Origin of the sequence: Rhodoferax sp. BAB1, assembly GCF_013334205.1 — a bacterium.
GTDB lineage: Bacteria > Pseudomonadota > Gammaproteobacteria > Burkholderiales > Burkholderiaceae_C > Hylemonella.
In genome coordinates this window covers 1,253,352-1,278,146 of sequence record NZ_CP054424.1, presented here as the reverse complement: position 1 = coordinate 1,278,146, position 24,795 = coordinate 1,253,352, and the positions used below count along the sequence as shown (strand labels likewise).

At 66.6% G+C, this 24,795-nt stretch carries 16 protein-coding genes and 2 pseudogenes; 6 read left to right on the top strand and 12 right to left on the bottom strand.

Annotated elements, in window-relative coordinates; genetic code table 11:
• Positions 1-11 precede the first annotated feature (11 nt).
• The 3 genes from HTY51_RS06180 to ppa form a co-directional block, all read right to left on the bottom strand.
• Entirely contained in the window at positions 12-1,775 is a 1,764-nt protein-coding gene (locus HTY51_RS06180) for a methyl-accepting chemotaxis protein (RefSeq protein ID WP_174251912.1), read from the bottom strand.
• A gap of 86 nt (positions 1,776-1,861) precedes the next feature.
• Entirely contained in the window at positions 1,862-2,344 is a 483-nt protein-coding gene (locus HTY51_RS06175) for a chemotaxis protein CheW (RefSeq protein ID WP_174251911.1), read from the bottom strand.
• A 176-nt stretch (positions 2,345-2,520) separates the two neighbouring features.
• Positions 2,521-3,063 carry an inorganic diphosphatase gene (gene ppa, locus HTY51_RS06170; protein WP_174251910.1) on the bottom strand — a complete coding sequence of 181 codons (543 nt, stop codon included), beginning with the start codon at positions 3,061-3,063 and terminating at the stop codon, positions 2,521-2,523.
• 223 nt (positions 3,064-3,286) lie between these two features.
• On the opposite strand from ppa, the gene HTY51_RS06165 reads away from it, so the two are divergent.
• From HTY51_RS06165 to HTY51_RS06155, 3 genes are all read left to right on the top strand, one after another.
• The gene (locus HTY51_RS06165; RefSeq protein WP_174251909.1) at positions 3,287-5,353 is read left to right on the top strand and encodes a sodium-translocating pyrophosphatase; all 2,067 of its coding nucleotides are present in this window, start codon (positions 3,287-3,289) and stop codon (positions 5,351-5,353) included.
• 316 nt (positions 5,354-5,669) lie between these two features.
• A complete protein-coding gene (locus HTY51_RS06160; RefSeq protein WP_174251908.1) occupies positions 5,670-6,185 on the top strand; it encodes a hypothetical protein in 516 nt (171 codons plus the stop codon).
• Between the two features lie 94 nt (positions 6,186-6,279).
• On the top strand, positions 6,280-6,936 hold the full coding sequence (locus HTY51_RS06155; protein ID WP_174251907.1) for a response regulator transcription factor: 657 nt from the start codon (positions 6,280-6,282) through the stop codon (positions 6,934-6,936).
• Between the two features lie 27 nt (positions 6,937-6,963).
• On the opposite strand, the gene HTY51_RS06150 is transcribed toward HTY51_RS06155, so the two are convergent.
• The 3 genes from HTY51_RS06150 to HTY51_RS06140 are packed head-to-tail and all read right to left on the bottom strand — an operon-like array spanning position 6,964 to position 11,767.
• Entirely contained in the window at positions 6,964-8,898 is a 1,935-nt protein-coding gene (locus HTY51_RS06150) for an ATP-binding protein (RefSeq protein ID WP_174251906.1), read from the bottom strand.
• The gene (locus tag HTY51_RS06145; RefSeq protein WP_174251905.1) at positions 8,895-9,824 is read right to left on the bottom strand and encodes an ABC transporter substrate-binding protein; all 930 of its coding nucleotides are present in this window, start codon (positions 9,822-9,824) and stop codon (positions 8,895-8,897) included. Before HTY51_RS06145 ends, HTY51_RS06150 begins: the two co-directional genes overlap by 4 nt.
• A 5-nt stretch (positions 9,825-9,829) precedes the next feature.
• On the bottom strand, positions 9,830-11,767 hold the full coding sequence (locus HTY51_RS06140) for a TonB-dependent siderophore receptor (protein WP_174251904.1): 1,938 nt from the start codon (positions 11,765-11,767) through the stop codon (positions 9,830-9,832).
• Positions 11,768-11,858: 91 nt separating this feature from the next.
• Between HTY51_RS06140 and moaA the strand changes: the two genes are divergently transcribed.
• The 3 genes and pseudogenes from moaA (at position 11,859) to glp (ending at position 15,039) form a co-directional block, all read left to right on the top strand.
• A complete protein-coding gene (moaA, locus tag HTY51_RS06135) occupies positions 11,859-13,010 on the top strand; it encodes a GTP 3',8-cyclase MoaA (RefSeq protein ID WP_174251903.1) in 1,152 nt (383 codons plus the stop codon).
• Positions 13,011-13,125: 115 nt separating this feature from the next.
• On the top strand, positions 13,126-13,749 hold the full coding sequence (mobA, locus tag HTY51_RS06130; protein WP_174251902.1) for a molybdenum cofactor guanylyltransferase MobA: 624 nt from the start codon (positions 13,126-13,128) through the stop codon (positions 13,747-13,749).
• Positions 13,750-13,762: 13 nt separating this feature from the next.
• A pseudogene (glp, locus tag HTY51_RS06125) lies at positions 13,763-15,039 on the top strand (gephyrin-like molybdotransferase Glp).
• Here glp and HTY51_RS06120 read toward each other — a convergent pair.
• The 6 genes and pseudogenes from HTY51_RS06120 to HTY51_RS06095 form a co-directional block, all read right to left on the bottom strand.
• The gene (locus tag HTY51_RS06120; protein ID WP_174251901.1) at positions 15,036-16,646 is read right to left on the bottom strand and encodes an EAL domain-containing protein; all 1,611 of its coding nucleotides are present in this window, start codon (positions 16,644-16,646) and stop codon (positions 15,036-15,038) included. The pseudogene glp and the gene HTY51_RS06120 overlap by 4 nt on opposite strands.
• A complete protein-coding gene (locus HTY51_RS06115) occupies positions 16,643-19,150 on the bottom strand; it encodes a cation-translocating P-type ATPase (protein WP_174251900.1) in 2,508 nt (835 codons plus the stop codon). The genes HTY51_RS06120 and HTY51_RS06115 overlap by 4 nt, the downstream gene beginning before the upstream one ends.
• A gap of 42 nt (positions 19,151-19,192) precedes the next feature.
• Positions 19,193-22,282 (bottom strand): efflux RND transporter permease subunit, encoded by a 3,090-nt coding sequence (locus HTY51_RS06110; RefSeq protein WP_174251899.1) that lies wholly within the window; start codon positions 22,280-22,282, stop codon positions 19,193-19,195.
• A 28-nt stretch (positions 22,283-22,310) separates the two neighbouring features.
• Positions 22,311-23,441: pseudogene (locus HTY51_RS06105) on the bottom strand (efflux RND transporter periplasmic adaptor subunit); the annotation flags it as partial.
• A 131-nt stretch (positions 23,442-23,572) separates the two neighbouring features.
• Positions 23,573-24,013: a ribonuclease HI gene (gene rnhA / locus HTY51_RS06100; protein ID WP_174251897.1), complete on the bottom strand. Its 441-nt coding sequence runs from the start codon at positions 24,011-24,013 to the stop codon at positions 23,573-23,575.
• A complete protein-coding gene (locus HTY51_RS06095; protein WP_254607003.1) occupies positions 24,010-24,786 on the bottom strand; it encodes a class I SAM-dependent methyltransferase in 777 nt (258 codons plus the stop codon). Before HTY51_RS06095 ends, rnhA begins: the two co-directional genes overlap by 4 nt.
• Positions 24,787-24,795: the final 9 nt, after the last annotated feature.

The following is a 24,795-nucleotide window of genomic DNA, read 5'->3' as shown; positions in this document are numbered from 1 at the left end:
TAGCGGCGGACTCAAAAGCTTTCCCAGTCGCCGTCACCGCCCCCGGCCTTGGTTTCCAGTCTGGGGGGCTCGCCTCGCGCTGGTGCTTGTGGGGCGGCGGCTCGGGCCCGGGTGGCCGCAGGTGCCAACGCACGGGCAGGCTGTCCCGCCGGTTTCACCGGTCGCGGGGTGGCAGGGCTCGTTGCCCGCATCGCAGCGGTTACCGGGGCCGCCGTCCTGAATTCCTGCGGCTGGGCATCCACCTTGAACACGGCGACCGTGCTGACCAGGTCCTGTGCCTGACTCTTCAAACTGCTGGCCGCCGCCGCCATTTCTTCCACCAGGGCAGCGTTCTGCTGCGTGGCCTGGTCCATCTGCGTGACGGCCTCGCCGATCTGCGACACCCCAGAACTCTGCTCCGAGCTGGCCGCGCTGATCTCGCCCATGATGTCGGTCACCCGTCGGATGCTGGCCACCACCTCGTTCATGGTGGCGCCCGCCTGGTCCACCAGGGCTGTGCCCTGTCCCACGCGCTCCACACTGTCGGTGATGAGGGTCTTGATTTCCTTGGCGGCTTCGGCTGAGCGGCTCGCCAGAGAGCGCACTTCGGCTGCCACCACGGCGAAACCGCGGCCCTGTTCGCCGGCACGTGCGGCTTCCACGGCCGCATTCAAGGCCAGGATGTTGGTCTGGAAGGCGATGCCGTCGATCACGCTGATGATGTCGGCAATCTTGCGCGAGCTGTCGTTGATGCCCTTCATGGTGTCCACCACCTGGGCCACCACCTGGCCGCCCTGCACAGCCACGGTGGACGCGCTCTGCGCCAGCTGGTTGGCCTGGCGGGCGTTGTCGGCGTTCTGCTTTACCGTGGAAGACAACTCTTCCATCGAAGCGGCCGTTTCCTCCAGCGCGCTGGCCTGGCTTTCGGTGCGAGCGCTCAGGTCCTGGTTGCCCTGGGCAATCTCGGCGCTGGCCGTGGACACCGACTCTGAGCCCGAGCGCACCCGGCTCACGATCTGCGCCAGGTTGTGCTGCATGGCGGCCAGCGATTGCAACAACTGCGCCACCTCATCGGAGCCACGCGCCGGGATATGCGTCGTGAGATCACCTTCGGCGATATGGCGTGTCGATGTCGCCGCCTGGCGGACCGGCTGGACGATGGAACGCGTGACCAGATAGGCCAGGACCATGCCCAGCAGCACCGCCAGCACAGTGCCGCCCGTCTGGGCCAGCTGGCTTCTGGCTGCGGTGGCCTGCGCATGTGCCTGCGTCTCGCTCAGGATCTGCCGAGCATGGACGGCGACCTGATCCACCGCCTTGAGGTAAGTCTCCGCCAGCGGACGCAATTCGCTATCGACGGCACCGAGTATGTTCTCACCGTCCTTTTGCCGCTTGATCAGTGCTGCACGCGCATCGACATAGGTCTTGCGATCTTTGGCAACGACCGCCAGCAGCGCCTTGCCCGCGTCGTCTTCCATCAGACTTTCGAGCTGCTTCTGGTCGTCGCTGATGGCCTTGGACGTGGCGGCCATGTCCTTCTGCAGGGCATCGATGTAGGCCGTATCACTCGTCTTGAGCGCCGCCGAGGCTCGCACCCAGTTGATCGCAATCTGCGAGGCCCAGCGCTGGGCCAGCAGGCTGCGCTGCAGCTCGATCGTGGCAATCTGGTGGCTGGTGTCTTTCAAGGTACCGAGGCGCCAGACCCCCAGTGCCGAGACGGTCGTCGTGATGACCAGCACTGCGGCAAAGGCCAGGGCCAGCCGGGTACCAATACGGAGTCGAAGCCAGAAATCCATGCGAGTCTCCTGTTATCGTCACGCCCCCTGCCTCTTCATCGGGCCTTCAAGCGCCATGCCCGTCAGTGCGGGCTGTGTCCTGCCACTCAGCTGATCGCCGTGGCCAGCATGCCCATTTCGGAATTGCTCATCAGGGCTTCCATGTTCATGACGATCAGCATGCGTTCGCCCACATTGGCCAGCCCGGTGATGAACCGGGTGTCGAGCGTGGTCTCGAACTGCGGCGCCGGCTTGATCGCATCAGCGCCCAGCGTCACCACATCGGACACCGAATCCACGACCGCACCGATCACGGTGCCTCGCACGTTGAGGATGATGACCACGGTGAATTCGTTGTACTCGACCTTGTCCAGGTCGAGTTTCATGCGCAGGTCGACGATGGGCACGATGACGCCACGCAGGTTGACCACCCCCTTGATGAAGGCCGGCGCATTGACCATGCGGGTCGGCTCCTCGTAGGAGCGGATCTCCTGCACGCGCAGGATATCGATGGCGTACTCTTCCTGGCCCAGGCGCAAGGTCAGGTACTGGCCGGAAGCCGCTGTGGGGGTGTCGCTGCTGGTCTGCATGATCTTTGCTCCTTCCTGGCGTGGTACGCCGGATAAACCTTCAGGTCATGATACACGCGGGGGTTCACGAGGTGTAGCTCAAATTGAACCGGAAAAACCCTGCGATTCTCTCGCGCACGCATGAAAAAACGCCGGCAGGCCCATGGGCCTGCCGGCGTTGTTGTCCGTGAAGACTGTCAGCCTTTGGAGAGCTTGCTGTTGTAGCTGGCAATGCCGTCCATGATTTCCTTCCTGGCCGACTCCGGGCCTTCCCAGCCCAGCACCTTGACCCACTTGCCCGGCTCCAGATCCTTGTAGTGCTCGAAGAAGTGCTGGATGGTATTCAGGCGCATCGGGTTCAGGTCTTCGGGCTTCTGCCACTGGGTGTAGATCGACAGGATCTTGTCGATCGGCACCGCCAGCACCTTGCCGTCCTCGCCGGCCTCGTCCTGCATCTTCAGGATGCCGATGGCGCGGCAGGGCACGACCACACCGGGGATCAGCGGCACCGGGGTGATGACCAGCACGTCGACCGGATCGCCGTCGCCCGAGATGGTCTTGGGCACGTAGCCGTAATTGGTCGGGTAGTGCATGGCCGTGCTCATGAAACGGTCCACGAAGATGGCGCCGGTTTCCTTGTCCACCTCGTACTTGATGGGATCGGCGTTCATCGGGATCTCGATGATCACGTTGAAGGCTTCAGGGACGTTCTTGCCGGGGGTGACGTTGTCGAGGGACATGGTTGCTTCTTGCTAAGTTGAGACAGAAAGTGATCGGTATTAACCCTGATTTTACTTGCTCCGCCCTGACGCCTACCTGAAACAGGCTGTTTTCACGTTACAGTCCGCCCGTTGGCCAATCGTCCTGTCAGACCTGTGGGCTGTCGCGGCGAGGAAGCAACGCATCGGTGGCTCCGCCCCCTGCGTTGCCACCCCTACGCGATACAACACACAGGAGTTTGATATGACAGGCAATTCAGCGCTGATACTGGCGCTCGTATGCGGACTGATCGCCGTGGCCTACGGCATCTGGGCCCGCAGCTGGATCCTCTCGCAAGACGCCGGCAACGCCCGCATGCAGGAGATCGCGGCTGCCATCCAGACCGGCGCGGCCGCCTATCTGGCGCGCCAGTACAAGACCATCGGTATCGTCGGCGTGGTGCTGGCCATCCTGATCGGCCTCTTCCTCGACGGCCAGACCGCCATTGGCTTCATCATCGGCGCCGTACTCTCCGGTGCCTGCGGCTTCATCGGCATGAACGTGTCGGTGCGTGCCAACGTGCGCACCGCGCAGGCCGCCACCCGCGGCATTGGCCCGGCGCTGGACGTGGCCTTCCGCGGCGGCGCCATCACCGGCATGCTGGTCGTGGGCCTGGGCCTGCTGGGCGTGACCGCCTTCTACTGGTTCCTGGTCGGCAACGGCAACCTGAACGCCGGCAGCAACCTGGCCAAACTGCTCAACCCGCTGATCGGTTTTGCCTTCGGCTCCTCGCTGATCTCCATCTTCGCCCGTCTGGGCGGCGGCATTTTCACCAAGGGTGCCGACGTCGGCGCCGACCTGGTGGGCAAGGTCGAGGCCGGCATCCCCGAGGATGATCCGCGCAACCCGGCCGTGATCGCCGACAACGTGGGCGACAACGTGGGCGACTGCGCCGGCATGGCCGCCGACCTGTTCGAGACCTATGCCGTCACACTGATCGCCACCATGGTGCTGGGTGCCCTGCTGGTCACCGGCGCCGGCACCAGTGCGGTGATCTACCCGCTGGCCCTGGGCGCGGTGTCCATCATCGCCTCCATCATCGGCTGCTTCTTTGTCAAGGCTGCGCCGGGCATGAAAAACGTGATGCCCGCCCTCTACAAGGGCCTGGCCGTGGCGGGTGTGCTGTCGCTGATCGCCTTCTTCTTCGTGACGATGTGGCTGATGCCGGACAACACCATCACCGCCTCCGGCAGCCAGTTGCGCCTGTTCGGCGCCTGCGCCGTCGGCCTGGTGCTGACCGCCGCCCTGGTCTGGATCACCGAGTACTACACCGGCACGCAGTACGCCCCGGTGCAGCACATCGCACAGGCCTCGACCACCGGTCACGGCACCAACATCATCGCCGGCCTGGGCGTGTCGATGCGCTCCACAGCCTGGCCCGTGATCTTCGTGTGCATCGCCATCTGGGTCTCCTTCCAGTTGGCCGGTCTCTACGGCATCGCCATTGCCGCCACCTCCATGCTGAGCATGGCCGGCATCGTGGTGGCCCTGGACGCCTACGGCCCCATCACCGACAACGCCGGCGGCATCGCCGAGATGGCCGAGCTGCCTTCCAGCGTGCGTGACATCACCGACCCGCTGGACGCCGTGGGCAACACCACCAAGGCCGTGACCAAGGGTTACGCCATCGGCTCGGCCGGCCTGGCCTCGCTGGTGCTGTTCGCCGACTACACCCACAAGCTGGAGTCCTTCGGCAAGGTCATCAGCTTCGACCTGAGCAACCCGATGGTCATCATCGGCCTCATCATCGGCGGCCTGATTCCCTACCTCTTCGGCGCCATGGCCATGGAAGCCGTGGGCCGCGCCGCCGGTGCGGTGGTGGTCGAAGTGCGTCGCCAGTTCCGCGACATCAAGGGCATCATGGACGGCTCGGGCAAGCCCGAGTACGACACCGCGGTCGACATGCTGACCACGGCCGCCATCAAGGAAATGATGATCCCCTCGCTGCTGCCGGTGGTCGTGCCGGTCCTGGTGGGCCTGCTGCTCGGCCCGGCCGCGCTGGGCGGCCTGCTGATGGGCACCATCGTGACCGGTCTTTTTGTGGCCATCTCCATGTGCACGGGCGGCGGTGCCTGGGACAATGCCAAGAAGTACATCGAAGACGGCCACCACGGCGGCAAGGGCAGTGAAGCGCACAAGGCGGCCGTCACCGGTGACACCGTGGGCGATCCCTACAAGGACACCGCCGGCCCGGCCATCAACCCGCTGATCAAGATCATCAACATCGTGGCCCTGCTGATCGTGCCGCTGATGATGAAATTCCACGGCTGAAGAACCTCACACTTCCTGCAAGCCCGCCATCCGGCGGGCTTTTTTTTGGCAGCAAGACCGCCTGCTGGTGCCGGGAATCGACATGGGTCGAGAGCACCGCCACCGCTGGCTGCGAGCATGACCATCACACCATAAGAAACACCAATGTCGCAGCCGAGGCGATAGCACAAGCGCTATACATGCACAGAACCAGATCGCCTACCCTGCGTTTCCTTCCCCCCACCTGCCCGGAGTACCTATAATGATTTCATCGGTGGTGGAGAGCCCGGGCATAACGGGCGAGATTGGTCCCGTATCTGTCTTTCGGAGTGTCCCCATGTTCGATCTATTCCGCTCATCGCGCAGCCCCGCATCCACAAGCCCGTCGGCCGACAGTCCGTCGACGCTGGGGGTCTCCAGCCTCTCCCAGAACCCGATCAATTACCGGGATCTGGTGCGCATGGTCTTGCGCGACACCCTGCGTCTCAATGGCATCCCGATCGACTGGGTGGGTTGCGAAGTCATTTCGCGACCGCATAGCGGCCAGGTCCAGACCTTCCAGATCAATCTGATCGTCTACACATGGCACGAGGGGCTGTTGCGTTATGCGCCCCTGCTCAAGCAGCAGGTCCTGCAAGGCCTGCAGCACTTCGATCCGGCCAACAACCACAGTTCTCACGTGATGGCCTGGGTGTTCGCGCCGACCTGTGGCTTTCCCCATACCCGCATGCCGGGACCGGCCTACTGGCGGGTCTCCGCAGAACTGGGAAAATTCGACCTTCCTCCCTCGCAAAACGATCTGCGTCGCGACGACCAGGACCACATTCCCACGGTCCCGACCCCCCTGCGCTGAGTCCCTCCCGGTTTCTGCCTGCCCGGGCCTTGCGGGTCCAGGCCTGCGCTACCATGCCCCCTATGGACCCTAGCGCCCCTCCTCGGAAGAACCCTTGAAGATACTGGTTGTTGATGATCATGCCCTGATCCGGGAAGGCCTGCGCCAGGTCCTGCGCGGACTGGAGGATGACGTGGAGGTCCTGGAGGCCGGCTCCTGCGCACGCGCCTTCGAACTGGCCCGGCAGGCGCCCGAACTCGATCTGGTCCTGCTGGACTACCACCTGCCCGACATGAACGGCCTGGAAGCGCTGGATGTCTTTGCGCGCCAGCACCCGGCCCTGCCCATCATCGTGCTGTCGGGCTCCGTCAACCCGCGTGTGATGCAGCTGGTCATGCAAAAAGGCGCAGCCGCTTTCCTGACCAAGTCCGGCATGAGCGATGAACTGCTCTCGGTCACCCGCCTGGTGCTGGCCGGCGGGGTGCACATGCCGGCCCTGCCCCAGATCTTGAACGACGAGATCGCCCTTGAAGTGCCGGCACCGCTGCTGACCCCGCGTCAGGAAGAGGTGCTGCAACTGCTGCTCGACGGGTATACCAACAAGGAGGTCGGGCGCATGCTCTACCTCTCCGAAGAGACGGTGAAAAACCACGTGAGCAGCATCCTGCGGAGTTTTGGCGTCACCACGCGCACGCAGGCGGTGCTGGCCGCCAACCGCCACGGTTATGCCGGCTCGGGCCGGCCACAACTCAGCCCCGACGACAGCGCCTGAGCGTGTCCCGCGTCCGCAGGGCTGGCCTCACCCGTCCTGGGGCAACAGGGGTCGCGCCAGCCGCCGGATCAGGGTGCGCAGCTTGGCGGGCCGCACCGGCTTGTGCAACAGCGGCAAGCCGGCGTCGCGGCAGGACTGGATCAGTTCCGGATCGGTGTCTCCACTCATCAGACAGGCAGGCAAGGGCCGGCCCAGGGCCGTGCGCAACTGCTGCAGGGTCTGGATGCCGCTCTCACCGGCCCGCAGGCGGAAATCACTGAGGACGAGGTCCGGCACAAAACCGCCGCCCACCGTGGTCAGGGCCCCCTGCAGGCCTTCGACGACGGCCACCACGCAACCCCAGGAGTCGAGCAGGCCGCGCAGGGCCTGGGCCGACTGGCGGTCGTCCTCGATCACCAGGATGCGCAGGCCGCGCACATCGTCCACGGGCGGGGGATCGGCGGCGGCCAGCAGGGCCTGCAGGTCGCCGGGCTGCGCCAGCGGCAATTCGATGCGAAAGCGCGTGCCGTGGCCAGGGACGGAGCACAGCTGCAGGGTATGACCCAGCAGGCGTGCCGTGCGGTCCACGATGTTGAGCCCCAGCCCCAGGCCCTTGCTGCGGTCCCGCTCGGGATTGCCGATCTGGTAGAACTCCCGGAAGATGTCCTGCTGATGCTCGGGTGCAATGCCCACGCCCGTGTCCCAGACCTCGATCCACAGAGACTCACCGCCACGGCTGCACCGGCAGCCCACCAGCACGCCACCGTTCCCCGTGTAGCGCAGGGCATTGCTGACCAGGTTGAGCAGGATGCGATGCAGCAGCGTCGGGTCGCTCTGCACCCAGAGTCTGCTGCTGCGCACACGCAGGCGCAGTCCCTTGTCGGCGGCCACCGGTTGCAGTGCGCCACGCAACTGCTCGAACAGCGGCGCCAGCGGCACCGGCTGCAACTGCACCCGAACGGCATCGGCATCGAGACGGGAAATGTCGAGCAGGGCGTCCAGCAGGTCCTGCATGGCGCGCACCGAAGCCTCCAGATTGCTGATGAGGTGACGCGTCTCCCGGTCATGCGGCAACTGGGCCAGGCGGGCCACGAACATGCCCAGGGCATGGATGGGCTGGCGCAGGTCGTGGCTGGCTGCCGCCAGGAAGCGCGACTTGGCCCGGGTGGCGGTCTCGGCCTCCTCCTTCTTGGCACGCAGCTCCGACGTGGCCAGGGTCACACGCCGCTCCAGCTCTTCGCGTCCCTGCTGCAAGTGCTCGGCCATCTGGTTCAAGCCCTGCTGCAGGTCGCGCAGAGGATCATCAGCCCTCACATCCCCCCGCACCGACAATTCACCGCGCCCGATGCGCGCGATCATGTCGGACACACGCAGGATGGGCTGGATCACCCCCCGCCCGATGCGTACCGCCAGCACCCCGCCGAAAAGGAGCCCGCCCAGGGTCACGGCCAGGCCGATGGCCAGCATGTCGTGGCTGCGCGAGACCACGGCGGCGCGCGAAATCTCCAGCACCACATGCCCCAGGGGGAGGGTCTCACCCCGATCCTCGACCGTGCTGCCCTCGAACAGGTCATCGAGCCGTATCTGCGAGGGACTGACCGGCTGCACCAGCAGCTCGTGTCCGCTCGTCGCATCCACCCAGCGCTGTTCCTGGGCGCCGAGGGCAGGCAGCGCGGCCTGGCCGGTCGAGCCGGCCATGGCCAGCGTCTCGCCCTGCGCATCCAGGATCAGGACCGAGCGCACGTCGGGCTCGCGCAGGGCGCCAATCGCAATTGCCTGCAGACTGCCCGTGTTGGCGGAGAACAGGCCGTATTCGCTGGCGCTGGCCAGCTGGCGCGCCAGGGAGCGGGCCCGCTGCTGATGGGCTTCGTCGAGGTCGGCATAGCGCCCGGCCAGGAAAACACTGGAGAGCAGGACGGCCACCAGCGTCACCGGCAGCAAGGCCGCCAGCAGCATGCGATCCCGGATATCGAAAAACTTCATGAGCCCCGCTCCTGTCGACGCAGACGCTCGGCCAGGCTGCCGGCGTCCAGCCTGAGCCCCAGGGAGCGAGCCACGTGCTCGTTGACGCTGACCTCGAACTGCAGCGGGTACTGCGGCACCCCCAGCGGCTGCCCCTGCAGCACGCCGCGGGCCATCAGACCGGCCTGCTGTCCGATCTGGGCCGGTGTCGAATAGACCGCCATCAGGGCGCCAGCGCGCACATAGGCCGGCGAAAAGGCGAGCATCGGTACCTGGGCGCGGAAGGAGGCGAGCAGGATGTTCTGGATGCTGTTGCTGTTGTAGATCTGCGGATCAGCCAGCGCCAGCAGCAGGTCCGATTCGTCCAGGATCTTCTTGAGTCCGTTGAACACCGGTTCGTCCGGCTTGACCGGCACGCCCACCACCCTGAGTCCGCGCGCCTGGGCCGCCGACTCCAGCTGCGCCTCATTGGCCAAGGAGTCCGGTCCCCACAAGACCCCCACGCGTCGCGCCTGCGGCAGGGCCAGACGCATCAGGTCGAGCTGGCGGCCCAGCGGCTGGTTCAGGTACAAAGCCGAGAAGGAAGCCCCGGCACGCCGGCCGGTCTCGCGCAGGACGCGTTCGAAACTGGCACGCGGCAACAGGGTGCACAAGACAGGTGCTGCCGCTGCCGGCCGCCCCAGTGCCCTGCAGGCCTCGGCCCCGAGGGTGATGTAGAGGCGCGGCGCCGGCCCGCGGTAGGCCGCAAGATCCTCCAGCGTGAGCTGCACCAGCTCCCGCCGGGGCTCTGCCTGGCGAAGCACCTCAGCCGCCACGGCAGCAGCAGCTTCCAGGTAGGCCGGGCTGCGCTCGCTGCTGACCACCATCACGGCTGGCTCAGCAGCCCGTGTCAGACCCATCCAGCCGGACAACAGAAGCAATAGCAGGAACAGGCGGGAAACCGTCATGACCCTCAGTTCTCCACCTTCAGCATCACATAGGCCTGCGTCCGGACCAGGAATTTCGGCATGAAGTCCTGATAGGACGCGCCCATGTTCTGGCCGACCACGGAAATCTCGGCGCGCCGCCCTGCCAGGCGCAGCGCCTTGGCGATCCGCAGATCGGTCCGGCTGTAGGCAGGTGCTGCCGCATCAAAGCCGGGAAACCGGCTGGCATCCGCCTCGTAGTGACTCAGGCTCATGTCCCAGCCCGCCGGCAGCTGCTGCATGAACATCAGGCTCTGGGTCCCGTAGCGCCCCACCAGGTTGGCGCTGCCGTAAGACTGCGTGCTTTGCAACTCGGAGAAGCCGTAGATCAGCTGGCCACCCGACCATGGCTTCCAGCGCAACTGGGCCTCATAACCCCGGATATCGAAATCCTCATTGTTGGTGTAGTCATTGACATCGCCAGTGCCACCGCTTGTGGGGTCGTTGTAGGTGATCTGGCCGATGAGATCACGGACCCGCTCATCAAACACGCGCAGATCCAGGCTCAGCCGGGAACCGGGGAGTTCCGCCAGATAGCCCAGCTCACGCACCTCGACCTTCTCCGCCACGACATTGCCGCGCGCCACATCCGTGGAATCGGCCAGCACGCCCCCCAGGTAATAACGCACATTGGCATATTTTTCGTAGGTACTCGGTGGCCGGAAGGCCCTGGACACGCCAGCACGCAGGGTGTGCCCATCGGCCGCTCGCCAGTTGAGCATGACCCGCGGGGAAACGTGCTCGCCGGCGATGCTGCTGTGCTCGAAGAGAGCTCCCGCGTTGAGCAGCAGGTCGGGGTGCAAGCGCCATTCGGCATTCGTGAACAGGCGGGAGAAGTCCGTGACAAAGGCGGCGTCGGTGTTGTACTGGGGTCGCGATTCGATGGTTTCACGCCTCAGTTCACCGCCCCAGACCAGACGCAGCGCGGAATCGATCCGCACCGTGTGCTGGGCCATCAGGTTGGAGTTGCTGGCGCGGCCGCCGAAATCGATCGTCAGGCTGGGCGCCGGCGTATAGACAAAATTGTCCCGGATGTTCTCGACGGTATGGGACAGCTGCAGCGCCAGGTCCTGGTCCGGGTCCAGATTGCGCCGCCAGTCCAGTTGCACAAAACTGGTATCGAGACGCCGGGTCCGTGCATTGTTGTTGGTATCGCCAGCGAAACCCACCCCGGCATCGATCAGGCTCTGTCCGGTACGGAACTCCAGCACATCACGCGGCCCGGCACGCAGATCGGCGCGCAGGTTGACACGCTGCACACGATTCGATCCGCTGGTGCCGCTCAGGCCATCGTCATTGCGGCCATCGGCGCTGAGCCGGAAACGCGCCTCGTCATCGCCCCAGCCCAGGCGCAGCATCTGGTCCTCGATGCCGTTGCCGCCGCGGGCCAGCTGGACCAGAGCCCCCTGGGTGTCCATCAGGTCGCGAGTCACGATGTTGATGCTGCCCAGGAAGGCTCGCGCACCGTAGGCGGCAGAATTCGAACCCCGATAGACCTCGATGCGCTCGATGTCCTCCAGCGCCACGGTCTGCAGCCCCGGACCGGTGCTGCCCCGCAGGTAGGTGGAATACACCGAGCGCCCGTCGACCATGACCTGGATATGGTTCGAGAAATCGCTCAAGGTAGTGTGATAACTGCCCTGGGGCGTATTGCTCTCAAAGGAGTTGCTGACCCGGAAACCCGGCACCAGGCGCAAGAGGTCGGCCACGTCACGCGCGCCGCTCATGCGGATCATGTCGCGATCGATGAGGGTGACCGCACCGGGCGTTTCGTCCAGCCGCTGGGGCAGGCGCGAGACCGAGAGGACGATGGGCACCTCGTCCAGGTAATCCTTTTCCGACACGGCTGGCATCTGCTGGGCCGCGGCGGTGCCGGCCAGTCCGCTAAGGACAGCGAGCCAGGTGAACTTGTAGGTGTGCTTCATGGCGAGGTTTTCGGGGATCAGTTTTTTTTCTTGTCCCTGCCCCGATTCTGCCTTGCCATCGGGGGTATGCCGGCTGGGTCACAATAAGGGTATGTCCGAACGTGTCATCCCCCTGGTCGACCAGCGCATCCCGACGCTGAGTGCTCCCGCGGCCGCCTTCGACCCGGCCACCCGTGTTGCGGCCACCGGCCTGCTGGCTGACCGCCTGGGCCGGCCCCTGCGTGACCTGCGCATCAGCGTGACCGACCGCTGCAATTTCCGCTGCAGCTACTGCATGCCCAAGGAAATCTTCGACAAGGACTATGCCTACCTGCCGCACAGTGCCCTGCTGAGTTTCGAGGAAATCACCCGGGTGGCACGCCTCTTTGCCGCCCACGGCGTGCGCAAGATCCGCCTGACGGGCGGCGAGCCCCTGCTGCGCAAGAACATCGAGGTGCTGATCGAGCAGCTGGCCGCCCTGCGCACCGTCGATGGTGAGCCACTGGACCTGACGCTGACCACCAACGGCTCCCTGCTGGCGCGCAAGGCGCGGGCACTCAAGGCCGCCGGCTTGCAGCGTGTGACCGTCAGCCTGGACGGGCTGGACGATGCCGTGTTCCGCCGCATGAACGATGTCGACTTCCCCGTGGCCGATGTGCTGGAGGGCATCCAGGCCGCCAAAGAAGCGGGCCTGGGACCGATCAAGATCAATATGGTGGTCAAGCGCGGCACCAACGAGCACGAGATCCTGCGCATGGCGCGCCATTTCCGCGGCTCCGGCATGGTGCTGCGCTTCATCGAGTACATGGACGTGGGCGCCACCAACGGCTGGTGCATGGACGAGGTGCTGCCCTCGGCCGAGGTCGTCAAGCTGATCCACGCCGAACTGCCCCTGGTGCAGCTCGGGCACAGCGCGCCGGGCGAAACCGCCGAACGCTGGGGTTATGCCGATGCGAATGGCAAGCATGACCCGGCCGCCGGCGAGATCGGTGTCATCAGCAGCGTCACGCACGCCTTCTGCGGCGACTGCAACCGCGCCCGCCTGTCCACCGAAGGCCGGCTCTACCTCTGCCTCTTCGCGACCCAGGGCCACGACCTGCGCAGCCTGATCCGCGGCGGCGCCAGCGACGCCGACATCGAATCGGCCATCGCCCACATCTGGGGCGCGCGCGACGACCGCTACTCCGAACAGCGCGGTGCCCAGCCGCCCGACAGCGGCCACGGCGGCCAGCGCCGCGTCGAGATGAGCTACATCGGCGGATAGGGATGTGGCCCCCACGGTCGCTCACTGCGTGTAGCTCCCTGCCCCCCGAGGGGGCCGCATTTTGCCTTGGGGCGGCCCGGCGGCAAAACATTCCCCTCCTTAAAGAGACTGTTTAATGATCGACTCTTCTGAAATCACCGGCCTGATCCTCGCCGGCGGACGTGGCAGCCGCATGGGGGGCGTCGACAAGGGCCTGCAGAACTTCAATGGCATGCCCATGGCCCTGCACACGCTGATGCGCCTGCAGATGCAGGTGGGCCAGGTCATGATCAACGCCAACCGCAACCTGGCGGCCTACGAATCCTTCGGCGCCGAGGTCTGGCCCGACGTGCTGGCCGACTATCCCGGCCCGCTGGCCGGTTTCCTGACCGGACTGGAGCGCTGCGAGACGCCCTACCTGGTCACCGTGCCCTGCGACTCGCCGCGCTTCCCGCTGGACCTGGTGGCCCGCCTGGCAGAGGCCATGGACCGCGAGCAAGCCGAGATCGCCATGGCCGCCGCCCCCGAGAAGGATGAGCAGGGCCAGGTGAAAGTACGAACCCAGCCGGTGTTCTGCCTGCTGCGCATCGAGTTGCTCGAAAGCCTGGTCCAGTTCACCCAGGGCGGTGGCCGCAAGATCGACGCCTGGACCGACTTGCACAAGACCGTGGTTGTCCCCTTCAATGCCCCGGGCGACGACCCGCTGGCCTTTGCCAACGCCAACACCCTGGCCGAGCTCAAGCAACTCGAAAACTCCTGACCCGGCCCCCCGCATGAAAAGCATCGAGCAGATCGCCGCCGAACTGCAGGGCTACGACCCGCAGGCCCTGAGCGCCGCCTCCGTCAACGACTTCCTGGCCCGCCTGGTCGAGCCGGTCACGCAGGCCGAAGAACTGCCCCTCTTCGACGCGCTGGACCGCGTGCTGGCGCAGGACGTGGTCTCCCCCGTCAGCGTGCCGCCGCACGACAACTCGGCCATGGACGGCTACGCCTTTGACGGCTCCCAGCTGCGCGCCGATGCTCCGCTCACGCTGACCCCGGTCGGCACCGCCCTGGCCGGCAAGGCCTGGACCGGTGTAGTCGGCCCGGGCCAGTGCCTGCGCATCATGACCGGCGCCATCATGCCGGCAGGCCTGGACACCGTGGTGCCGCAGGAGTTTGCGAAGGCCGAGGGCGAGACCATCACCATCCCGCCCGGTCTGCTGCAGCCCGGCGACAACCGCCGATTCAAGGGTGAGGACGTGATGCAGGGCCAGCCCGCGCTGCGCCAGGGCACGCGACTCTCGCCGGCGGCACTCGGACTCGCGGCCAGCCTGGGCATCCCGACCGTGCGCGTCTGGCGCCGCCTGCAGGTCGCCTACTTCTCCACCGGCGACGAGATCCTGAGCCTGGGCGAAGCGCCACGCGAAGGCGCGGTCTACGACAGCAACCGCTACACCGTCTTCGGACTGCTCAAGCGGCTGGGCATCGAGGTGCTGGACTATGGCGTCGTGGGTGACAACCCGGAAAAGCTCGAAGCCACCTTCCGCCGTGCGGCGGCCGAGGCCGACGCCATCATCACCAGCGGCGGTGTCAGCGTAGGTGAGGCCGACTACACCAAGGCCATGATGAAAAAGCTGGGCGACGTGGCCTTCTGGCGTATCGCCATGCGCCCGGGCCGCCCCATGGCGGTAGGCCGCATCAGCGCCGAGAGCCGCTCTTGCGTGCTTTTTGGATTGCCCGGCAACCCGGTGGCCGTGATGGTGACCTTCCTGGCCTTCGTGCGCCCCGCCCTGTTGAAGATGATGGGCTGCACCGCAGCACCGCCCCCCTGCTGCGCGCACGCTGCCTGGAAGCCATGCGCAAGAAACCGGGGCGTACCGAGTACCAGCGTGGTTTCGTCAGTTCCGCCCCCGACGGCAGCCTGCAGGTGCGCACCACCGGCAACCAGGGCTCGGGCGTGCTCAGCTCCATGGTGCAGGGCAACGGGCTCATCGTGCTGCACCACGGCCAGGGCAACGTCGCCCCGGGCGATGAGGTCGACGTGATGATGTTCGACGGCGTGATCTAGGGCCGCGGCAGCGCGCCGGCCTGCTCCAGCCAGGCCATGAACGCGTCGATCGCCATCGGCCGGGCGAACAGATAACCCTGCCCGTAATCCACCCCGAAGGCGATCAGGCGCTCTCGCTGAGCCTCGTTCTCGATCCCCTCGGCCACCACCCGGGCCCCGACGGCGCGGGCAATGCCCACGATCTCGGGGATCAGAGAGGAGCGCACGCTGGCATCCTCCATCTCGAAGACAAAGGACTTGTCGATCTTCAGGGTGTCGGGCGCCAGCGCCTTCACGCTGGACAGGTTCGAATAGCCGGTGCCGAAGTCGTCGATCGACACCTGGTAGCCGGCCCGCCTGAGGCCGGCCATCTCGGCCGCCAGGGCCCCCTGCTCGGACTGCTCGGTCACCTCGATGTCGAGGCGCAGCGCGTGGTGCGGGTACTGCGCCCGTGCCGAGCCGATCAGGGCTGTGAGGCGCTGGCACTGGATGTTTCCAGGGAAAAAATTGAAAGAGATTTTCAGGTCGCTGGAAGCCGGCAGGCGGGCGCACAACTCGCCCAAGCCCTGGCGCACCACGACCTCGTCGAGCGCCCACCACAGGCCGCAGCGCGCCACAACAGGCAGCACACGATCGGGGGTCAGGACGTCGTCGCCGTCACGCAGGCGCATCAACACCTCGCAACCGACGGGCTTGCCGCTGCGCATCTCGACGATGGGCTGGTACAGGCAGAGGATGTTGCGTGCATTCAGCAGGCCGGCAATCCGGTGATCCAGTTCTCCCCAGCGCCTCAGCACGGGCAGCAGCGCCGCGTACAGCAGCGCGCCCGCCAGCATGGACAGCACGAGGCCCAGGGCCAGGTACTGCGCATGGTCCTGCACGAAACGCGTCAGGGGCACCACGAACTGGCTCACGTACGGCGTCCCCTCGATCCGGCGCGACGATACAAACGCCCGGTCGCGCCAGCTGTAGCCGTGCCAGGACTGCTCGAACCATTGCGCCTGGGCCAAACGCTCCAGCAGCGCCGGAGGCGTTGCCGGGTCCGCATGGGCCAGTTGCAAGCTGCCATCGAGACGCTGAACCCGCAAGGTGCCCTCCTCGACAGCGTAGAGCTCCTCCAGGACCAGCGGGATCACCACCACGTTGTAGCGCCCGGAACGGGCCACCATGGCCCGCACGCGCATATCGGCCACCAGCAGGGGCAGGTTGAAATACAGGGCGTGCTCCTCGCCCTGGGGGGTGCGCACGATGGCGTCCGGCGGCGGCAGGCGCACCGGCCGTGGCAGCACCCCCATGACCGTGGTGCAGACCAGCCGCTGCTGCTCGTCGAAGACACCCAGGTCGCCGAGGTGGGTCGAGTGGAAGATCTCCTGGCGCAGCAGCCGCAGATTGGCGTCGCTGCAGTCGGGGGAGTGGTGCTCGTTGAGCCGGCGCAGGACGTTGCGGGTGTCGTTGGTGATGCCCTGGATCTTGCGGCTCAGGGACCACTGGGTCTCGTCGATCTGCTGCAGCTGGCCCCGCGCCAGGAACAGGACAAAGACCAACAGGCCCAGGCCTGCGCCCACACCGGCCACGATGAAGGCATGCAGGCGCGGGCGCCGGGCCAGCCTGGGCCGGTAGCGTTTCATGGGCCTCGCACGCGCAGGTTCTTCATGAGGTGGTTCAGTCCCTGAAACCATACCACACAGGCTGCGGCCGCAGCGGCCGCCAGGGCCAGCAGCCCCGCTGACAGCGGCGCCATGTGCAACACGCCGGTCAGTGGCGGCAGGTAGAGCGCGAGGGCCAGCAGCCCCAGCGTGAAGACCATGACGCCCCACAGCATGCCGTTGGGCACCCACAACGAGGCCAGCAAGCCGCGCGGGCCGGCGCGGTTGGAGACGATCAGCGCCAGGTTGCCCAGCACCAGGGTGCTGAAAGCCAGCGAACGCGCCTGCGCTTCGTCCAGTTCCCGCGTCCCCCAGAGGTAGGCACCCAGCACCGCAGCCAGCACACCCAGGCCCTGCAGCACCGCCTGCACCAGCGTGCCGCCGGCGAACAGCGGGGCGGCCGGGTCGCGTGGCGGATGCTGCATCACGTCCTCGTCGGCCGGCTCGTTCTCGAACACCATGGCGCAGGCCGGGTCGATGGCCAGCTCCAGCAGCGCGATGTGCATGGGAAACAGCACGATGGGCCAGCCCAGCAAGAGCGGCAGCAGCGCCATGCCGGCGATGGGCACGTGCACCGCCATGATGTAGCTCATGGACTTGCGCAGGTTGCCGAAGATGCGCCGGCCCTGGCGCACGGCACGCACGATGGAGGCAAAGTTGTCGTCCACCAGCACGATGGCCGCCGCCTCGCGCGCCACATCCGTACCGCGTGCCCCCATGGCCACGCCCACGTGCGCCGCCTTGAGGGCCGGCGCATCGTTGACGCCGTCGCCCGTCATGGCCACCACCGCACCCGTGGCCTGCAGGGCCTGCACGATGCGCAGCTTCTGGGCCGGTGTGATGCGCGCGCAGATGCTGGCCGTGCGCAGGCGCTGCTGCAGTTCGGCATCCGGCAAGCGCTCGAGTTCGTCGCCGCTGAGCACCTCCTGCGCATCCAGTCCGGCCTGGCGTGCAATGGCGCGCGCCGTGACCGGGTAGTCGCCGGTGATCATCACCACGCGGATGCCGGCCTCGCGGCATTCGCGCACGGCCTGCGGGATTTCCTCACGCAGCGGGTCCGCCAGGCCCAGCAGGCCGATGAACTGGAAGTTGAAGTCATGCTCGCCAGCCGGCCAGGGCGGGCCGGGATGCCGGGCCTGCGCCACGCCCAGCACGCGCAGGCCGCGTGCGGCCATGGCATCGGCGGCAGCGGCCACCTCAGCCCGACGTGGCGTATCGAGATGGCAGAGATCGACGATGGCCTCGGGTGAGCCCTTGGCCGCCACCACGTGGAAATCCTGCGCTTCGCCTTTCCAGACATGGGCCATGGCCCGCAACTCCGGTGTCAGCGCGTATTCATGCACCAGTGACCAGCGGGCGTGCAGATGCTCGGTCTGCGCCAGAAACTGCCGGCCCAGGGCATGGAAGGCCTGCTCCATCGGATCGTAGGGGTCGATGCGGCTGGCCAGGATGGCGTATTCCACGAGTTCATGGAAGTCCTCGGGCAAATCGCTGCGCGGCACTCCGTCCAGCACCAGTTCGGCGCCGCCCGCATGCAGACTGGCCACGCGCATGCGGTTCTGGGTCAGCGTACCGGTCTTGTCCACGCACAGCACCGAGGTCGCGCCCAGGGTCTCGATGGCCGCGATACGGCGCGTCAGCACCTGCTGGTGCGAGAGTCGCCAGGCCCCCAGCGCCGGCAACACGGTCAGCACCACCGTGAACTCCTCGGGCATCATCGCAATGGCCAGGGCAATGCCGGCCAGCAGGGCCTGCAGCCAGTCACCGCTGGACAGCCCCTGGATGAGCACCAGCAGCAGGCACAAGCCCAGGCCCAGCCAGGCCAGCCGGTGCACCAGGCTGCGGGTCTGGCGCCGCAGCGGCGATTCCTCGGCCTGCACGGTCTGCAGCGCGTGACCGATCTGGCCCATCTGGCTGCGCGGCCCGGTGGCGCTCACACGCGCCAGACCCTGCCCCTGCACCACCAGCGTGCCGGCATGCAGCGCCGGCGCCTGCGCGTTCTTGCTGACCGGCACCGACTCGCCCGTGAGCAGGGATTCGTCCACCTGCAACTCGCCGGTCGAGAGCAACTGGGCATCGGCTGCCACGCGGTCGCCTTCGGCCAGCAGCAAAAGGTCACCGCGTACCAGTTCACGGCCGGCCAGGGTCTGCGCCTGGCCGTCGCGGATGACACGTGCGCGCGGGCTGGACAGGTCGCGCAGCGCCTGGATGGCGCGCTCCGTCTTGCCTTCCTGGTAGAGCGTCAGGCCGATCACCACGCACACCATGAGCGCCAGGCTCAGGCTCTCCTGCAACTCGCCCAGCAGCAGGTAGAGGCCGGCGGCGGCCAGCAGCAGGGAGAACATGGGGTCGCGCACGGTCTCGCGCACGATGTGCAACCAGCTGCGGCCGCCGTCGCCCGGCAGGGCATTGGGGCCGTCTTCGGCCAGGCGACGCGCGGCTTCGGCGGAACTCAGGCCGGGGTCATCGGTGGAGGGCAGGCTCATGCCGCTGATTGTGCGGCATGGCCCGGGGCGCTGACTCGCTGACTACTTGGCGACCAGCTCGGCTTCGTGCGCTGCGGCCTCGCTGACCGTGCGCTTGTCGGCCCCGGGCGCGTGCTTGCGCGCCAGCAGGGTGTACATGGTGGGCACGACGAAGATGGTCAGCAGCGTGCCCAGCGTCATGCCGCCCACGATGACCCAGCCGATCTGGATGCGGCTCTCGGCCCCTGCCCCGGTGGACAAGGCCAGTGGCAGGGCACCGAGCACCATGGCGCCGGTGGTCATCAGGATGGGACGCAGGCGCTGGCTGGAGGCCTTGACCACGGCCTCGACCATGTCCAGGCCCTGCTCGCGCATCTGGTTGGCGAACTCGACGATCAGGATGCCGTGCTTGGTGATCAGTCCCACCAGCGTGATCAGGCCGATCTGCGAATAGACGTTGAGCGAGCCGTTGCTCAATTTCAGCGCCAGCAGCGCGCCTATCATGGACAGCGGGACCGAGAGCATGATGACCAGCGGATCGACGAAGCTCTCGAACTGCGCGGCCAGCACCAGGAAGATGAACAGCAGGGCCAGCACGAAGACGATGGTGAGCGAGCCCTGCGAGTTCCTGAACTCGCGCGAGGTGCCGTTCAGATCGGTGGTGTAACCGGGCTTGAGCACCCGGGCACTGACCTGGTCCAGGAAATCGAGCGCCTGCCCCAGGGAGTAGTCAGGCGCCAGATTGGCGGTGATGGTGACTGCACGGCGCTGGCTGAAGTGGTTGAGCTCGCGCGGCGACACCGATTCACGCACCGTGACCAGCGAGGCCAGCGGGATCATGGTGTCGTTGCGGCCGCGCACGAAGATGCGCTCGATGTCATCGGGTGTGTCGCGCCCCAGGGACTGGGTCTGCACGATCACGTCGTACTGGTCACCGCCCTTCTTGTAACGTGTCACCAGGCGACCGCCCAGCATGGTCTCGACGGCGCGCGCCACGGCATCCACGCCGACCCCCAGGTCCGAGGCCTTTTCGCGGTTCACGTCGATCTTCAGTTCGGGCTTGTTCAGCCGCAGATCCACGTCGGCCCCCTGGATGCCCGGATTCCTGGCGATCTCGTCGAGGAACTGGCGCACCACCTGGTTCAGGTTCTCATAACTCTCGGAGGTCAGGATGACGAAGTTCACCGGCCGCTCGCGGAAACCCTGGCCCAGCGAAGGCGGGGTGATGGGAAAGGCCGCCACCCCCGGCAGCGCGGCAATGCGGGGCTGCATCTCGCGCGCCATCTCCAGCGTGGTGCGCTTGCGTTCGTCCCAGTCGACGGCGCGCAGGGTCACGTTGGCCTGGCTGACGGTCGGATTGCCGAGCACGACAAAAACCCGGTCGAACTCCGGGTACTGGCTGCCGATCTTCTCGATGGCACTGGCGTACTTGTCGGTGTAGGCCATGGTGGCGCCGTCGGGCGCATTGATCACGTTGAGGATCACACCGCGGTCTTCCAGCGGCGCCAGCTCGCGTTTCATGCCCGGCAGCACGGCAGCGATGGCCAGCACCACACCGGCCATCACCGCCAGCACCAGCCAGCGCATGCCCAACACGCGCCGCAGCAGCCGCTCGTAGCCATTGCTCAGCGCCGTCAGACGCAGCTCCATCCAGCGGTCGAAGAAGGAGGGGTTGGGATTGTGCTTGAGCAGCCGCGAGCACATCATGGGCGAGAGCGTCAGGGCGATGAAGCCCGAGACGATCACCGCACCCGCCAGCGCGAGGGCGAATTCGACGAACAGACGGCCGGTGCGCCCCGGCGTGAAGGCCAGCGGCGCGTAGACGGCGGCCAGCGTCAAGGTCATGGCCACCACGGCGAAGCCCACCTCTTTGGCCCCCTTGATGGCGGCACTGAAGGGCTCCATGCCTTCCTCGATGTGGCGGTAGATGTTCTCCAGCACCACGATGGCGTCGTCCACCACCAGGCCAATGGCCAGCACCAGGGCCAGCAGGGTCAGGGTGTTGACGGTGAAACCGGCCAGCGCCATCAGGGCGAAGGTGCCGATCAGGCTGACCGGGATGGTGACGATGGGAATGATGGAGGCGCGCAGGGTGCGCAGGAAGACAAAGATCACCAGGGCCACCAGCAGCACCGCTTCCAGGATGGTGGTGAACACGTTCTTGATCGAGCGGTCGATGAAGACCGAGTTGTCGTTGGCAATGGTGATGGTGATGCCCTTGGGCAGGTCGGCCTCCAGCCTGGGCAGCATCTCGCGCACGCCCTGGCTGAGCTCCAGCGGGTTGGCCGTGGCCTGGCGGATCACACCGGCGGAGATGGCCGGGCGACCGTTGATGCGCACCGAGGTGCGCTCCTCGGCGGCACCCTCCTCGATGCGCGCCACGTCACGCAGCTTGACCGGGAAGCCGTTGACGGTGCGGATCACGATCTCGCCGAACTGGGCCGGTTTCATCAGATCGGTGTTGGAGGTCACGGAGAACTCGCGCTGGCGGCTTTCGATGCGACCGGCCGGCACTTCCAGATTGCTGCGGCGAATCGCGTCCTCGGCGTCCTGCGTGGTCAGCTTGTAGGCGGCCAGGCGGTCCGGGTCCAGCCAGACCCGCATGGCGTACTTGCGCTCGCCGAAGATGCGCACGTCGGCGGCGCCGCTGACCGTCTGCAGACGCGGCTTGACCACACGGTTGATCAGTTCGTTGAGCTGCAGCGGCGTGTGCGTGTCGCTGGAGAAGGCCAGCCAGATGACGGGGAAGGCATCGGCCTCCACCTTGGCGATGACCGGCTCGTCGATGGCCTGCGGCAGCTTGTTGCGCACGCGCGCGGTGCGGTCGCGCACCTCGGCGGCGGCGGCATCGGCGTCTTTTTCCAGACGGAAACGCACGGTGATCTGCGCCTGCTCGGCACGCGAGATCGAGGTGAGGACGTCCACCGCGTCGATGCCAGCAATCGAGTCTTCCAGCGGCTTGGCCACCTGGGACTCCACCACCTCGGCCGAGGCACCGGCATAACGCACCGTGACGGTCACCACCGGTTCGTCGATCTTCGGGTACTCGCGCACCGGCAGCTTGGTGAAGCTCACCGCGCCGATCAGCAGCACCAGCAGCGAGAGCACGGTGGCGAACACCGGGCGGCGGATCGCAATTTCGGGCAGTTGCATGGTGACTCCAGAGGCCTGTTCAGTTCACCGGGCGGTTCAGTTCCATCACCCGGACCGGACTGCCGTCGCGCTGCAGGCGCTGCTGGCCGGCCGTGACCACGGTGTCCCCCTCCTTGAGCCCTTCGAGGATCTCGACCTGGCCCGGACGGCGGATACCGACCTTGACCGGCACACGCTGCGACACCAGGGTGTCGTTGTCGGGACCCGGCACCAGCTTCATGACGAACTGCCGTCCCGCCTGCGGCACGATGGCCTCCTCCGGGATCACCAGGGCCTTTTCGCGCACGCCGAACACGGTGCTCACCCGCGCAAACATGCCCGGACGCAGCTGGAGTTGCTGGTTGGTGATGCTGGCGCGCACGCCGACGGAACGCCCATTGGCATCGATCAGCGGATCGACGGCCTGCACCCGCGCCTCGAACCTGCGCCCCGGCAAGGCGTCCAGCTCGACCGTGGCCCGCTGCCCGGAGCGGACCTGCGTCTGGTAACGCTCGGGCAGGCGGTAGTCGACGTAGACGGTGTCGATGTCTTCCAGGTTGACGATGTCGGTACCGTCTTTCAGGTAGTCGCCCACGTTGACGTTGCGGATGCCGGCGATGCCGTCAAAAGGCGCCAGGATCTTCAGGCGTGCCGCCGTGGCCTGCGCCAGCGCCAGCTTGGCCTGCGCCACCTCCAGGTTGGCCGCGCTCTCGTCCAGGGAGCGCTGGCTGACGAAGTTCTGCGCCAGCAGCTCCTGGTTGCGCTTGTGGTTGGCCTGGGCAATGGACAGCTCGGCCTGGCTCTGCTTGATCTGCGCCAGTTGCAGCTGGTCGTCGAACTGCACCAGCAACTGGCCCTTGCGCACGCGCTCGCCGTCACGGAAATTGAGCTGGGTGATGCGCCCGCTGACCTCGGGGCGCAGCATCACGCCCTGGCGCGAACGCAGGCTGCCCACGGCCTGCACATCATTGACCAGCTTCACCACCTGGACCTTGGCCACCTCCACCGTGACCGGCCGCGCGGGGCCCCCGGCAGCGGGCGCGCCCCCTGCGGCCGGGCCGGCACTGGCGCGGCTGGCTGCCGCCGGCGCCGATGGTTTGCTCTGGTACCACCAGGCGGCCGTGGACGCCGCAGCGATGCCGACGACGGCAACCACAGGGTAGAGATATTTGGAGGCCATGGATGAATCGACTATCGTTCGGTCACCCGCTCGACAGAGCAGGACTGCTGCTGAATGTAACAGTCCCGCGCTGCTTCTGCATGCGCAATACCCGCAGGTCTTCTCCCCGGCAGGGACGCTTTGCAGGAACTTTACAAAACCCGGGCCACGCCGCGGTTGGCCAGCGCATCGGCCCGCTCGTTGCCCGGATCGCCGTCATGGCCCTTGACCCAGCGCCACTCGATGCGGTGGCCCGCCCCCGCCACCAGTGCATCGAGCCGCTGCCACAGGTCCACGTTCTTCACCGGCTGCTTGGCCGCCGTTTTCCAGCCTCGGGCCTTCCAGCCGGCCAGCCACTCGGTGATGCCCTTGAGCACGTACTGGCTGTCGGCGTGCAGGATCACGTGGCAGGGCCGCTTGAGCGACTCCAGCGCCATGATCACGGCCAGCATCTCCATGCGGTTGTTGGTGGTTTCGCGCTCACCGCCGAACAGCTCCTTCTCCACGCCGCCGGATTTCAGCAGCACGCCCCATCCGCCCGGGCCGGGGTTGCCCTTGCAGGCGCCATCGGTATAAATCTCGACTGTGTTCACTCGTGGTTTCCATTGCTCGTGTGGACGTGATTGTCGCTGCTGCGGCGCACCAGCGGCACCGTGCCCGTGGCCTTGCTGCCGACCTTCTTCCAGGCTGGCTCCAGCAGGCGCACACCGTGCACGCGCTTGACCGCCACCAGGAAGTAGGCCGCACCGAAGTAAGGCCACCAGCGCGCACCGGCTCGGTCCATCCAGCTCCAGCGCTTGAGCCACTTGTCGCTGCCCAGCAGCGGCCGGTAGGCACCGTGATGACTGACCTCGACCTCGAAATCCAGCAGGCGCAACCAGTCGCGCTGGCGCCAGTAGCCGATGAACTCCAGCGGCTCAGGCAGCAGGCAGGTGCCCAGATTGAAACGCCGGCACAGGCGCTCGCGCCGCTGTCGCAGCCCCCACAGACTGAGGGGATTAAAACCGCTGAGCACGACGCGCCCGCCCGGCACCAGCACCCGCGCCACCTCGCGCAAGGTGGCATGCGGGTCGGGGTGGCTGTCCAGTGTGTGCGGCAAGGCCACCAGGTCCAGGCTGGCCTCGGGAAAGGGCAAGGCCGCATAGTCGCTCAGCAAGGCTGAGCGCGCATTCGCGGCCCCGGGGGGCACGGCATGGCTGGTGGCCAGCCAGCGGTGCGACATGCGGTTGGCTGCCAGCGCATCCAGCGCGGGCAGGCCCAGCTGCAGGGCGTGGTAACCGAAGATGTCGACCACCAGGCGATCGAACTGCTGTTGCTCCCATGCCAACAGATAAGACCCGGCCGGGGTCTCAAACCAGTCCTGCAAACCTATAAT